Source organism: Cupriavidus sp. LA-1, assembly GCF_055385985.1.
In genome coordinates, this window is sequence record NZ_AP031388.1 from 2,696,490 (window position 1) to 2,709,418 (window position 12,929).

Annotated in this window: 11 protein-coding genes; 6 read left to right on the top strand and 5 right to left on the bottom strand. The window is 65.3% G+C overall.

Annotated features, from left to right (window positions below; translation table 11 throughout):
* Positions 1–14: 14 nt before the first annotated feature.
* Positions 15–707: an ethyl tert-butyl ether degradation protein EthD gene (locus ACZ5MJ_RS31275; protein ID WP_464224939.1), complete on the top strand. Its 693-nt coding sequence runs from the start codon at positions 15–17 to the stop codon at positions 705–707.
* A 172-nt stretch (positions 708–879) separates the two neighbouring features.
* On the top strand, positions 880–1,998 hold the full coding sequence (locus ACZ5MJ_RS31280) for a porin (protein ID WP_464224941.1): 1,119 nt from the start codon (positions 880–882) through the stop codon (positions 1,996–1,998).
* Between the two features lie 137 nt (positions 1,999–2,135).
* Here the strand turns inward: ACZ5MJ_RS31280 and ACZ5MJ_RS31285 are convergent, their stop codons facing one another.
* Positions 2,136–3,560 carry an amidohydrolase gene (locus ACZ5MJ_RS31285; protein ID WP_464224943.1) on the bottom strand — a complete coding sequence of 475 codons (1,425 nt, stop codon included), beginning with the start codon at positions 3,558–3,560 and terminating at the stop codon, positions 2,136–2,138.
* Between the two features lie 505 nt (positions 3,561–4,065).
* Between ACZ5MJ_RS31285 and ACZ5MJ_RS31290 the strand changes: the two genes are divergently transcribed.
* From ACZ5MJ_RS31290 to ACZ5MJ_RS31305, 4 genes are all read left to right on the top strand, one after another.
* On the top strand, positions 4,066–4,947 hold the full coding sequence (locus tag ACZ5MJ_RS31290) for a dihydroorotate dehydrogenase electron transfer subunit (RefSeq protein WP_464224945.1): 882 nt from the start codon (positions 4,066–4,068) through the stop codon (positions 4,945–4,947).
* Positions 4,941–5,879, top strand: coding sequence for a dihydroorotate dehydrogenase (locus tag ACZ5MJ_RS31295; protein WP_464224947.1), 939 nt, complete (start codon positions 4,941–4,943; stop codon positions 5,877–5,879). The genes ACZ5MJ_RS31290 and ACZ5MJ_RS31295 overlap by 7 nt, the downstream gene beginning before the upstream one ends.
* Positions 5,880–5,905: 26 nt before the next feature.
* Positions 5,906–6,604 carry an EthD family reductase gene (locus tag ACZ5MJ_RS31300; RefSeq protein ID WP_464224949.1) on the top strand — a complete coding sequence of 233 codons (699 nt, stop codon included), beginning with the start codon at positions 5,906–5,908 and terminating at the stop codon, positions 6,602–6,604.
* Positions 6,605–6,793: 189 nt separating this feature from the next.
* On the top strand, positions 6,794–7,765 hold the full coding sequence (locus ACZ5MJ_RS31305) for a Bug family tripartite tricarboxylate transporter substrate binding protein (RefSeq protein ID WP_464224951.1): 972 nt from the start codon (positions 6,794–6,796) through the stop codon (positions 7,763–7,765).
* A 5-nt stretch (positions 7,766–7,770) separates the two neighbouring features.
* On the opposite strand, the gene ACZ5MJ_RS31310 is transcribed toward ACZ5MJ_RS31305, so the two are convergent.
* Genes ACZ5MJ_RS31310 through ACZ5MJ_RS31325 form a run of 4 tightly spaced genes read right to left on the bottom strand, consistent with a single transcriptional unit; the run spans position 7,771 to position 12,888 of the window.
* A complete protein-coding gene (locus tag ACZ5MJ_RS31310) occupies positions 7,771–8,718 on the bottom strand; it encodes a carbohydrate kinase family protein (protein WP_464224952.1) in 948 nt (315 codons plus the stop codon).
* A gap of 28 nt (positions 8,719–8,746) precedes the next feature.
* Positions 8,747–10,381, bottom strand: a complete 1,635-nt coding sequence (gene pgi, locus ACZ5MJ_RS31315) for a glucose-6-phosphate isomerase (protein WP_464224954.1) — start codon at positions 10,379–10,381, stop codon at positions 8,747–8,749.
* A 45-nt stretch (positions 10,382–10,426) separates the two neighbouring features.
* On the bottom strand, positions 10,427–11,923 hold the full coding sequence (gene zwf / locus ACZ5MJ_RS31320) for a glucose-6-phosphate dehydrogenase (protein ID WP_464224956.1): 1,497 nt from the start codon (positions 11,921–11,923) through the stop codon (positions 10,427–10,429).
* A gap of 44 nt (positions 11,924–11,967) precedes the next feature.
* The gene (locus ACZ5MJ_RS31325) at positions 11,968–12,888 is read right to left on the bottom strand and encodes an ABC transporter substrate-binding protein (protein WP_432262651.1); all 921 of its coding nucleotides are present in this window, start codon (positions 12,886–12,888) and stop codon (positions 11,968–11,970) included.
* Positions 12,889–12,929 lie beyond the last annotated feature (41 nt).

The following is a 12,929-nucleotide window of genomic DNA, read 5'->3' on the forward strand; positions in this document are numbered from 1 at the left end:
TCATTCTTCGTGTCATGACATTCTCGTACTTCCTCACCGCCGCCAATCCATCCGATCCTACGCTGCGTCTTGGTTCCGGGCAGATATCGCAACTGGCCAATACCGTCCGCATGACGCCGGGGCTGGTACGCGCGGAGCTATATACGCCTGCCGAAGTGCAGACCTACCACCGCGACGGATCCGGACCCATGCTTGCCTTGCGGCTGGAATTTGCCACCCTGCCGGAACTCGAGTCCCAGGTTTGTCGGGGCGGATTTCTGTACCGCGAATTTGGCGAATCGACCTTGCTTGGCCAGCCAGGCATGCGGGTGAATCACCAGGCGATGCTGACGCGCAATTTCCGCCGCTTGAATACTGAAGGTCTGGAAACCGAACTCTGCAGCTATCTGGTCCATTACCCCGGGGCTGCGGAAAACCTGCATGACTGGCTCGGATACTACCTGAGGCACCATCCGCAAATCATGCAGGAATATCCCTCCGTGCGCCAGATCAACGTCTTCACGCGCGTTGACTGGTACGACGACATGCCATGGGAGCGGGTGGACTACATGCAAAGGAATATGCTGTCCTTTCCCTCTGCCGAGGCGTTGCTGGCAGCGCTTGGCTCACCAGTGAGGGACAAGATGCGGGCGGATTCCGCATCGTTCCCGGCATTTAGTGGCGGTGCGATTCATTACCCGATGCTCACCCGGGTCATCACGCCGTAATTCACTGGCCGCCCGCGGTCGGGCGGCAGCATTTCCCCCTCAATTCAAATGGGCCGGCCTTGCTTTGCAAGGCCGTGGGGGGCTTCGTCCGTTGAAAACAATAACTTGTCCGCACGGCCTGGCTCCTGGCGGACGGGACTTCATCATCCCTAATAAAGTAGTCGGAGAAATCATGTTATCCATGAAGCAGGTCGCACGCCTTGTTGCCGGATCTTCAATTGCCTTTTATTCCGTGGGCTATGCACAGGAGCCGTTTCAGATACTGGGGCCGGATGTCCTGTCCGGAACGAGCGGCCTCATCCTTTATGGTGTAGCGGACGCAGGGATTCAGTATTCCCGCGCGGGAAGCAACCGGCTGCTACAGGAGGAGAGCGGTGCAGGCGCTACCTCCCGCATCGGCTTTGTGGGCGCCGAGCAGCTGGGAAATGGCTGGTCCGTTCGTTTCAATCTGGAAAGTGCGCTCAAGCTGAAGAACGGCACCGCCGGTGGCACCACCATGCAGGGGGATTCGAGCCTGTTCAACCGGGAATCGAACGTGTCCCTGCTGTCCACGCAATGGGGGCGCATCCGGCTCGGACGGCAGTATCCGACCGAGCTCTCAACCAATATCGATCCCTTCTATGGCGTCGGTGCATTCTCGCCGCTCGCATCGTTGGTGGCGCTGAGTTCCGATCTTGGCAAGGGAGCGACCATTGGTGACTCCCGGATCAGCGACGCGATTTCCTACACCACGCCGATCATCGGCGGGTTCCAGGCGGAATACTTGTATGCGCCGCGCGGCGTCACGACCCCGGGGTTTCCCAAGGCGAGCTTCCAGGGCGCGCAGGTCGAATATACGAACGGACCGCTTTACCTTGGTGCCTTCTACGATGTGATCAAGACCGACCCCACGGCAGGCCTGAGCTCTTTCAAGAACCGGTGGCTGGGTGCAGGCGGGATGTACACGTTCAAGGGCGGCGTGAATCTGACATACGAGTACAACATGACCAACCCGGACAAGGAGGGCTACCTGGTCGCTAACAGCCACATGATCGGGCTCAGTGTGCCGAATGGCCGCGACTGGATCAAGTTTTCGGCGGTCTACCGCACCGTTGCCGGCCAATCGGACCGTGATTCCGTCGCTATCGGGCTTGGCTACGACTACAACCTGTCGAAGACGTCGGCCTTGTATGCCCGGCTGGGTTATGTGCTGAACCAGAAGAAGGCCATCGGTTCACTGGCGAATGTGGTGCTCAGCCAGCCCGGTGACGATGTCAGCATCGTGGCCTTGGGTATTCGGATGCGCTTTTGACGGGCATTGACATGCGAGCGGCGCCGCGCAAGTAAATGCGCGGCGCCGCTCGGTGTGGATGGATCTGAAAGTGAGAAAGTGGGGATGAATATCCCGGGGAAGCGCCTGGCAGCGCCCCCGGAAATCACGCTTCCTGCCTATGCGCGCGCAGGCGGAGGAAGGACATCTGGCGGGATCGGACATGCATACGGACGACGACCCCGCTTTCGCAGGAGTTCTTCCCTGGCTTGCAGTAGCGTCTCCGGTTTTCCGGCAAGATCGATTGCCGTGGCGGCGAGCGTCTTGGCTGCGAGCAGCATGCCCTTGTGCGCCAGCGAGAGCTTCCCTTGCGACACCATCTGCCAGGAATGGAAACCGGTGCCAAATGCGTAGCATGCGGTCAGGCATTGGGTGGTAGGAACGACCCAGCTCACGTCACCGACATCGGTCGATCCCGTGACGGGACGTACGACGTCGGGGGAATAAGGGAGAATCTCGGGGACGATCGGCCGCGGGTCGCGCAAGGCGGCGGCAAAGTGGCGGGAGGAGTTGGCAAGATCCTCCTCGGCGATCGTGGACTGGATCGCGGTAGCAAAGCGGGTCTCGTCGGCGCTGACGTCAAAGCCGCCGATCGCGCGCATATTGCGATCCAGGACGTGATCCAGGGTGTCATTGTGCAGGACGTTCGAGACCGCCTTGTCGAAGACAATCTCCAGGCGGGTTCCGGTCATGAGCGCCGCGCCCTCGGCAATATCCTTGACCCGTTTGAAAAGGTCCATGGCCTCCTCGCTCCGCGGGGACCGGATCGTGTAGAGGACTTCCGCAAGCACGGGAATCACATTGGTCGAGATGCCCCCGGAATTGATGTACGCAAAATGTACCCGGGCCTGATCTGGCATGTGCTCACGGAGGTAATTGACGCCAATATTCATCAGCTCGGCCGCATCCAGCGCACTGCGCCCAAGATGGGGTGCCAAGGCGGCATGCGATGCCTTTCCATGAAAGCGGAAATACGCCTGGACATTTGCCAGGGTTGCGTTCATGAAGACAGAGTTGGCGACTGAAGGGTGCCAGCTCAGCGCGACATCCAGGTCGTCAAACAGGCCATCGCGGGCCATGAATGTCTTGCCTGCGGCAGCCTCTTCTGCCGGGCATCCGTAGAAGCGAACGGTCGCCCCGATATTGTTGGCGGCAAAGTAGTCTCGCGCCACCACCGCGGCCAGATGCGCTGCGGTGCCAAGCAGATGGTGGCCGCAGCCGTGTCCGTTGCCATTTTCAGCCGCGGCCGCCGGCATGCAGCTGAGCGCGCCGCTTTCCTGGTTCAGGCCCGCGAGCGCGTCATACTCGCCAAGGAAACCGATGACCGGCCCACCGGAGCCGGCCTCGGCGACAAAGGCAGTTGGCATGCCTGCCACACCACGCCTGACTTTGAAGCCGCTCTGCTCAATCTGCGCGGCATGCAGCTCCGCCGAGCGGAACTCCGCGTAACGCATCTCGGCGAACGACCAGATTTTGTTGGCCAGGGAGATGTACTGGTCCCGCTTCGTCTCGACGAGGTCGACGACGCTTTCTATATGTTTCACTGGAACTCCGGTGGATGGTTACTTGGCCTGACAGGCTAGTTCTCCCACCGGGCTTGCGGAAGGCTGGCGCACGTGCCGGCGTTCACTGCTGGTTGCCCCCCCTGGAAGCGAGGTTTCAATGACGTGCGGAGGGCCCCGCGGCGTCACGGCGGGCCAGCGTTGCCGACCGGCTTCAGCATCCGGCTGGGGCGGGGGCGCGTACGTAAACGGGCATCCCTGATAAGGAAACGTAATTCGCCAATTGGGCGATTGTCTTCCAAGGGCGCACACGGCTGGCAACAGACCGGCTAACACTGCACACGCAAGTAACCTTCCTTGACTTTCGTTCGATCGAAAAATAGAATGACATTCGTTATTCGATTGCGATGATGCCATCGACATCGGCGGAGGCGGTTCGCAGTCGCCGAGACGCGCATGCCTTGCGGACTGGTACCGGTCACCCCGGTGGACATGGAGGAGGCGCCACCCGCCGAGGACATAGCAACCCCTATAGGGAGGAAGTCGGATGTTAGAGCTGGAAGACGCCGTGGAGGCACCGCAGTGCTGCCATTCATCACCGGGCTGCGCGCCAGAGCCGCGATTCGCGGTGGCCGAAAATCTTTGCCGGGTGGTCAGCAACCAGTGGGTGAACGACGAATACAAGCATCTCATTGTCGAAGCGCCCGAAGTCGCGTTACGCGCACAGCCTGGGCAGTTCTTCCATCTGGCCTGCCCGCCGGACCAGAACGGTGCCGCCTTGTTGCGCCGGCCCATGAGCTTGTACAGGGTGTCGCCGCACGAGGGGACCATTGAGTTTCTGTACAAGGTCCAGGGCCTGGGCACGCGAGGCCTGGCCCGGCTGCGCGCCGGGGAGACGCTGGACGCGCTGGGACCGGTGGGCCGCGGCTTCGCCGTGCCTGCCAGCGCCGGGCACATCCTGCTGCTGGCCCGCGGAGTGGGGCTGGCGACCCTGACGCCCCTGGCAGACTGGGCGCGCAGCGAGGGGGTGTCGGTCACCGCTGTGCTGAGCGCAAGGTCCGAGGGTTTGGTGATGTCGGCGGACTACCTGAGGGAGGCCGGCGCCAAGGTGCTCATCGTCACGGACGAAGACGGCACCAGCCAGGTGGACTACGTCGAGGCCCTGATCCGCAGCACGCACGCCGCGCGCAGGCTGGACTACGTCGCCACCTGCGGTTCGAACCGCCTGCTGCAGTTGCTGCAGCGGATCAGCGCCGACCTCGACGTCCCGGGACAGATTGCACTTGAGCAGCATATGGGCTGCGCACTGGGCGCGTGCTTTGCCTGCGTCCGGCCGTTCCGCAAGCAGGCGGACACGCAGGATCTCACCTACCGCAGGGTCTGCTGGGAAGGCCCCGTGTTCGACCTCCAGGAGACCGTATCGTGGTAGATCTCAGTGTGGAAATTGGCTCGCTCAGGTTGCAGAACCCGGTCATGCCGGCGTCCGGCACCTTTGCCGAAGGCCTGGCCGATGTGTTCGACCTGAACCGGCTTGGCGCCATCGTGACCAAGACGATCACCGACGACTTGCGCGAAGGCAATCCTCCGCCTCGCGTGGCGGAATTCAAGGACGCGACGTTATTCTCGATCGGTATCCCGAGCAAGGGCGGGGACTACTATCTGAAGGAGACGGTGCCTTTCTATCGGACCTACCAGCCGCCGCTGATCGCCAGTATCTCGGCAAACACGGTGGAAGAGTTTGGCAGGCTGGCGCGCAAGCTGTCCGTACCGGGAGTGGCGGCGATCGAGGCCAATGTGTCCTGTCCGAACCTCAAGAAGGACGGGCAGGCCTTCGGCATGGACCCGGATGCGACCTTTCAGGTGGTTCGCGCCATGAAGGCTGCCTCTGATCTGCCAGTCTGGCCCAAGATGACACCCAATGCGGGCAATGTCGTGGAAGTTGCACTGGCGGCCCAGGCCGCTGGCGCGGACGCGCTTGTCGTCAGCAATGCCATCCTGGCCATGGCGATCGATGTGGAGACGCGCCGTCCCCGGGTTGCCAACCTGATGGGCGGCCTGACGGGGCCAGCCACCAAGCCGATCATGCTACGTATCGCCTATCAGTGCGCGCAGGCGGTGACGATTCCGGTGATAGGATGCGGCGGCATCACGACAGCGGAGGACGCCATCGAGTTCCTGCTCGCTGGCGCGACAGCCGTGCAGGTGGGCACGGCCAACTTCCTCTCTCCGCAAACGATGCCCAACGTCATCGATGGCATCGTGGCGTACTGCGCGCGCAAGGGGGTCGCCCAGTTGCGCGACCTCATCGGCGCCATGGAGTTGTTCGATGCGCCCGCCATTGCGGCGGGGGCAGGGCACTGACGGGCACAGGACTCGGGAGACACATCGTGCAATTTTCCTATCTTGTCACCTTCGAGAGCGCGGATCCGGCTGTCAGTATTGGGGCCGAAGACTTCCAGCGGGTTGCCGACATTGTCATGGGCACGCCACAGCTGCGTCGCGCGCGATTTTATACGCCCGAAATCGCGAAGGACTACTACACAGATGACGGTCCTTCTCCGCCATTTGCGATGCAGCTGGATTTCGACACCCTCGCGGCGCTGGAAGCGGCAATCGCGGCGGACGGTCACCTTCAGGCCGTGGCGCGGCTTGCGCTGCCGGGCTTGCAAGGGTGCACAGTCACGCAACAGGTCATGGCCCGGCGTCCGTTTCCCGTCGACGATCCTGTCAGCCGGACGCCCGCCGACAGCGTGCCATGCAGCTTCCTGGTTCACTATCCCGGATACGCCGACGATTTCGATGCGTGGCTGAACTACTACCTGTCCCACCATCCGCAAATCATGCGCTTCTTTCCAGGGGTACGCGAAATCGAGATCTTCACGCGGGTGGACTGGGTGGATGCGATGCCATGGAAGCGCGTTCACTACATGCAGCGGAACAAGCTCGTCTTCGACAGTGCGGCAGCCATCACCGCAGCGATGAATTCCCCTGTCCGGCATGACATGCGCGCGGATTTCGAGAAGTTCCCCCGCTTCCACGGCAGCAACGTCCACTTCCCGATGGCAACGTACACCCACATGCCTTGATCGCAATGCACGCCCCCTTCTTTACCGCGCAGCACTGCCCTTGCCTGGGCCCGGCGGCTGTCCGCACATACCCTCGGTTGACGATGTAATTTATGTGCGTAAAATCCAATTCATAAATATGAATATCGGCATGGCAGGCCGGCCATGCCGGCGCCGGCTTATGACAACCGCCGTCCAGGAGACAACCCGATGAAACCGAACTCGCGCCGCCGGCTGCTGCTGTGCGCTGCCGTGCTGGGCGCCATGCCCGCGCTGGCCTGGAGTGACACCTATCCCAGCAAGCCCATCCGCATGGTGGTGCCGTTCGCGCCCGGCGGGGCCACCGACGTGGTGGCGCGGCTGATCTCGCAGAAGCTGGGCGAGGCGCTCAAGCAGTCGGTGGTAGTGGAAAACCGGCCCGGCGCCAACGGTATCATCGGCACGGACACCGTGGCGCGCGCGGCGCCGGATGGCTATACGCTGCTGCTGAACACCGCCGGCGCGCAGACGCTGAGCCCGGTGCTGTACAAGGCGGGCTATGAGCCGCTGAAGAGTTTTGCGCCGATCTCGCAGATCAGCAATATCGGCTTCGTGATGGTGGTCCACCCCTCGGTGCCGGTCAAGACCGTGCAGGAGTTCGTGGCGCTGGCCAAATCGAAGACCAGGCCGTTGAGCCTGTCGGCCGGCAGCAGCATGATCGAGCTGATCGGCGCCAGCTTCAAGGCCGCGGCGGGGACGCCGGACGTGGTCAGCGTGTCTTACCGCGGCACCGGGCCGCAGATGCAGGCGGTGGTGGCGGGCGAGGTTGACATGACCATCGACCCGTTCAACGGGATGGCGATGATCAAGGCTGGCAAGCTGCGTCCGCTGGCGGTGCTCGCGTCCAGGCGCTCGCCGGCGCTGCCGGACGTGCCGACCATGCATGAGGCCGGCTTTGACGGCATGGCCTTCAATTCCTGGGCAGGACTGCTGGCGCCGGCCGGCACGCCCAAGGAGATCGTCACGCGGCTGAACCAGGAAGTGAACCGCATCCTGGCGCAGCCGGAAATCAGGCAGCGCCTGGCCGCGATCGACTATGAGGTGGTGGGTGGCACGCCGGAACAGTTCGGCGCGACCATCGCCGAGGATGCGGCAAGGTGGGTGAAGATCGTCAAGGATACGAATTACAAGGCGGGGTCGTGAGGCCTTTACGCTTGGCCTGCGCCTGCTGACCCCGGCGTTCCTGCCGTAGCGGCCAGCAGCGCTTCCACTTCCTGCCGCAGCGGCGGATACGCGCCGGCGCGGGTCGCGGCGACAGCCGCTGCCGCGCTGGCAAGCCGCGCCTGTGCGGCCAGGTCGGCGGCATTGCCGAGCACACCGGCCATCCATCCGCCCATGGCCGCGTCGCCGCAGCCCACGGTATCGGCCACTTCTACGCGCATGGCCGGCTGCTCGATGGCGGTATTGCCCTTGAGCAGCGTCATGCCGTGCGCGCCGCGCGTCAGCATCACTGTGGCATCGGGCGCCATCTCACGGACCTGCGCGAGCGCGGCGCCGGTGTCGAGCGCCGGGAACAGCCCGGCCAGGTCCTCGTCGGAAATCTTGACGTAGGTGGCCAGGCGCAGCATATGGGCCAGCACGTCCTGGTAGCCGGGCGTGCGCATCAGGTCGCGGAAGTTGGGATCGAAGGCGATAAGCTTGCCGGCGCGCGCGGCCTGCGCGGCCTCTTCGCACAGCCGTGCCGCCAGCGGCTGGCGCACCAGGCTGATCGAGCCGAAATGGATCACCTGCGCGGCCTGCCGCCATCCTTGCGGCAGCCGTGCCGGATCGAAATGCAGGTCGGCGCTGTCATCGCCGACAAAGAAGTACTGCGGCGGGTGGCGCGAGGCGACGAAGGCCAGGAACGGCGAGCGCGCCACCCGCTGCAGGAAGCGGCAGTCCAGGCCGGCGTCGGCGCTGGCTTGCGCCAGGTCATCGCCGAACAGGTCCTGGCTGACGGCTCCCGCAAAGGCGGTGGCAAGGCCCAGCCGGGCGCCCACGCGTGCCACGTTCCAGCACGAGCCGCCGGGCAGGCCCAGCCAACTGCCGTCGGGCTGGCGGACCATATCGGTCAGGGCCTCGCCGAACACGACATAGCGGGGAAGGGGCGTGGACATCGGTGTCTCCTGTGTTGTCTGCCGCGGGTCAGCTTGCGGCCGTTGTCTTTACTGCCCGCGCGCGGCGGATCAGTGCGGCGGTCGAGGCATCGTGCGCGCCCGCGTCGGCCAGGCCTTCCAGTTCGCGCTGGATCGGCGCGGCCAGCTTCTTGCCAAGTTCCACGCCCCACTGGTCGAAGGAATTGATCTGCCACAGCGCGCCCTGCACGAAGGTGCGATGCTCCGACAGCGCCAGCAGCGCGCCCAGGTGGTAAGGGTCCAGGCGCTGCAGCAGCAGCGTATTGCTGGGCCGGTTGCCCTCGAACACCAGGTGCGGCACCAGCGCTTCGTCGCGCACACCTTCGTCGCGCACTTCGTCCGCGGTGCGTCCGCGCAGCAGCGCCTCGCCCTGGGCAAAGCAGTTGGCCAGCAGCTTGGTATGGTGACCAGGCAGGTCGCTGACCGGCTCCAGCGTGGCGATGAAGTCTGCCGGAACCAGCTGCGAGCCCTGGTGCATCATCTGGAAGTAGGCGTGCTGGCCATTGGTGCCGGTAGTGCCCCACACCACCGCGGCCGAGCCCGCATCGAGCGCGCCGCCATCGAGCCGCACGGACTTGCCGTTGCTTTCCATTTCCAGTTGCTGCAGGAAGGCCGGCAGCAACTCCAGCGGCTCGCAATAGGGCGCCACGCAGCGGCTGCCGGCACCAAGGAAACTGCGGTACCAGACGTCGAGCAGGCCCAGGATCATCGGCAGGTTCGCTTCCGGCGGCGCGCTGGCGAAATGCAGGTCCATGGCGCGCGCGCCGTCCAGCAGCTGCCGGAAGCGCTCGAAGCCAATGGCCACGGCGATCGACAAGCCCACCGCCGACCACAGCGAGAAGCGCCCGCCCACCCAGTCCCAGAACGGGAACATATTGGCCGGGTCGATGCCGAACTCGGCCACCGCGTCGCGGTTGGTCGACACCGCCACAAAATGCCGGGCCAGCCCGGCACGGGTCACGCCCTGCTGCAGGAACCAGCCGCGCGCGGTGCGGGCGTTGGCCATGGTTTCCAGCGTGGTGAAGGTCTTTGAGCAGACGATCACCAGCGTGGTGGCGGCATCGAGCCCGGACAGCGTGCGCGCGAGGTCGCTGCCGTCGACGTTGGCGACAAAGTGCATGCGCGGGCCGCTGGCCTGCGCGTCGGCCAGGGCGCGGCAGACCATGCGCGGGCCCAGGTCCGAGCCGCCGATGCCGATATTGACGATGTCGGTCATCGTCCGGCCATCAAAGCCGGTCCAGGCGCCGCCGCGCACCGCGCCGGCAAAGCGCTCCATCTGCGCCAGCACCGCGGCGACGTCCGCACCAACGGGCACGCCGAGCGCGCGATAGCCATCTTCCGGATAGGCGCGCAGCGCGATATGCAGCGCGGCACGGTGCTCGGTGGTGTTGACCGGCTCGCCGGCGAACATGGCGTCGCGCCGTTCGGCCACGCGCGCCTCGCCGGCCAGCGCGAACAGCAGCGCCAGGGTGTCGTCGGTAATGCGGTTCTTGGCGTAGTCCAGCATCAGGCCGCAGGCTTGCGCAGTGAAACGCTCGGCGCGCAGCGGGCCGCGCGGGCCGTCGAACCAGTCGCGCATATGGGTGCCGCGCAGGGTGTCGGCGTGCGCGCGCAGGGCTTGCCAGGCCGGTAGGGAAGTGCTCATCTCGGGTGCTCCGCAATACTTGGGCAATACCAGTCAATACGTGGACTACATCTCTTCATGCCAGGCCATGCCGTCACGCGACAACAGGGCGCTGGACGCCGCCGGGCCCCAGGAGCCGGCGGTGTAGGGCTTGGGCGGCGTGGGGGAGTTCTCCCACGTCTTCAGGATGGGCGCGACCCAGCGCCATGCCTGCGCCTGTTCGTCGCGCCGCACGAACAGGCCGAGCCGGCCGCGGATCACGTCGAGCAGCAGGCGCTCGTATGCGCCCACGCGCCGCACGCGTGGCGCGGCGTGGTTCAATTGCAGGTCGAGCGACGCGGGAGTCAGCGCCTGGGTGTCGCCCGGCTGCTTGGTCAGGAAATACAACCGGATGCTTTCCTCGGGCTGAAGCGTGATCACAAGCCGGTTGCCGGACATGACACCGAGCGGATGCGGGAACAGCGGGTAGGGCACATCGTGGAAATGGATCACGATCTCCGCCACGCGCGACTGCATGCGCTTGCCAGTGCGCAGGTAGAACGGCACGCCGGCCCAGCGCCAGTTGGCGATTTCGGCGCGGATAGCCACGAAGGTCTCGGTGCGGCTGTCGGGCGCGATGCCGGGCTCATTGGCATAGCCGGGCACCGGGTCGCCGCCCGCGGCGCCACGGCAATACTGGCCGCGCACAACTTTCTCGGCGACGTCCTCGGGCCGGATCGGCCGCAGCGCCTTCAGGATCTTCAGCTTCTCATCGCGGATGGCGTCTTCCGACAGGCTGGTGGGCGGCTCCATCGCGACCATGCACAACAACTGAAGCAGGTGGTTCTGCACCATGTCGCGCAGCGCGCCGATGCCATCGTAGAAGTTGCCGCGGCGCTCCACGCCCAGCTCTTCGGCGATGGTGATCTGCACCTGCCGCACCCATTCGCGCCGCCACAGCGGCTCGAACAGCACGTTGCCAAAGCGCACCGCCATCAGGTTCTGCACCGACTCCTTGCCCAGGTAGTGGTCGATCCGGTAGATCTGGTCCTCGGCAAAGTGCCGCGCCACTTCGGCGTTGATGGCTTCGGACGAGGCCAGGTCGTGCCCGAGCGGCTTCTCCAGCACGATGCGGCTGCGCTGACCGGTCAGGCCCACGCGCGCCAGTTGCTCGCAGATGGTGACAAACAGGTGCGGGGCCGTGGCCAGGTAGAACACTACGACAGGTGCCGCGCGCGCATTGACCAGCTCGGCCAGCGCATCGAAGCCGGCATCGGCGTTGGCATCGACCTGCAGGTACAGGATGCGGTCGAGAAAGCCCTGCCAGGCCGCCGCCGCGGCATTGCCCGCCAGCGCCGGCAGCACTTCATCGTTGAGCATGGCCAGGTAGGCGTCGTGGGACAGCGGCTGGCTGCCGAGCGCCAGGATGCGCCCGCGCGGATGCAGCGAGCCGGCGGCATGGGCGTCGAACAGTGCCGGCAGCAGCTTGCGCCGCGCCAGGTCGCCGGTGGCGCCGAACAGTACGAAATCAAACTCCGGGGCAGGTTCAGGGACCGGAGCGCCGGCAGGGTGGCTAGCCATCATGGATCAGAAAGTAGGTGAAGGGGTGAAGGGACCGGCCCTGCCGCTCAGCGCGGCGCGGCCCAGCCTTTGTACTGGCCGACATTGGCGCGCGTCACCAGCGTGGACGGCAGCAGCACGGTCGGGTTGGGCGGGCGCTGGCCATGCATCATGCCCACGCCCAGCTGCACCGCGGTGCGGGCAATGGCCCACGGGTCCTGGCTGGCGGAGGCCTGCACCAGCGTATCGGCCTTGAGCGCTGCCTCGATGTCGGGCGCGCCGTCGACCGAGGCGATCAGGATGCCGCGGCGGTTGAGCTGGCGCGCGGCCAGGTCCGCGCCCACGGCCTGCGGGTCGTTGATGGTGAAGACCGCATCCACCTTGGGAAAGCGCGTCAGGTACAGCTGCATCACGTTCAGGCCGCCTTCGCGCGAGCCCTTGGCATCCTGGTCGTCGGACAGGATGCGGATATCGGGGTGGCGCGCCAGCACGCTCTTGCAGCCCTTGACCCGGTCCAGCACCGCCGACACCGGCGGGCCGTTCTGGATGATCACGTTGCCGCGGCCCTTGAGCCGATCGGCGATAAAGCCGCAGGCCAGTTCGCCGGCCTGGGTGTTGTCGGTCTGCACGGTGGCGTCAGCGCCGGCCGCTGCCACGTCGACCGCCACCACCACGATGCCCGCCTTGCGCGCCTTGCGTACCGCCGGCTCGATGGCGCGGGCATCGGCGGCGTTGATCAGGATCAGGTCGACGCCGGCGACGATAAAGCTGTCGATATGGGTGAACTGCTTGTTCAGGTCGTAGTCGGCCGACAGCACGGTGACCTTCACGTTCGGGTTGACCTGCCGGGCCGCGGCCTCGGCGCCGCGGGCCAGTGCAACGAAGTACGGGTTGCCCAGCGAGCCCAGTGTTACGCCGACCTTCCTGAGCGGGCGCGGCGCGGCCTGCGCCTCGGAAGCCGGCGCCGTCTGCGCGGGGGCCTGTGCCATGGCTGGCACCGCGCACAGCCCTGCCAGCGAGCCCGCCGCCA

What these genes read in the sequence shown, in the direction of transcription:
- ACZ5MJ_RS31280 (WP_464224941.1), top strand. Translation starts at nt 880, where the DNA reads ATGTTATCCATGAAGCAGGTCGCACGCCTTGTTGCCGGATCTTCAATT.
- ACZ5MJ_RS31325 (WP_432262651.1), bottom strand. Translation starts at nt 12,888, where the DNA reads ATGGCACAGGCCCCCGCGCAGACGGCGCCGGCTTCCGAGGCGCAGGCC.
- pgi (WP_464224954.1), bottom strand. Translation starts at nt 10,381, where the DNA reads ATGAGCACTTCCCTACCGGCCTGGCAAGCCCTGCGCGCGCACGCCGAC.
- ACZ5MJ_RS31310 (WP_464224952.1), bottom strand. Translation starts at nt 8,718, where the DNA reads ATGTCCACGCCCCTTCCCCGCTATGTCGTGTTCGGCGAGGCCCTGACC.
- zwf (WP_464224956.1), bottom strand. Translation starts at nt 11,923, where the DNA reads ATGATGGCTAGCCACCCTGCCGGCGCTCCGGTCCCTGAACCTGCCCCG.
- ACZ5MJ_RS31275 (WP_464224939.1), top strand. Translation starts at nt 15, where the DNA reads ATGACATTCTCGTACTTCCTCACCGCCGCCAATCCATCCGATCCTACG.
- ACZ5MJ_RS31305 (WP_464224951.1), top strand. Translation starts at nt 6,794, where the DNA reads ATGAAACCGAACTCGCGCCGCCGGCTGCTGCTGTGCGCTGCCGTGCTG.
- ACZ5MJ_RS31290 (WP_464224945.1), top strand. Translation starts at nt 4,066, where the DNA reads ATGTTAGAGCTGGAAGACGCCGTGGAGGCACCGCAGTGCTGCCATTCA.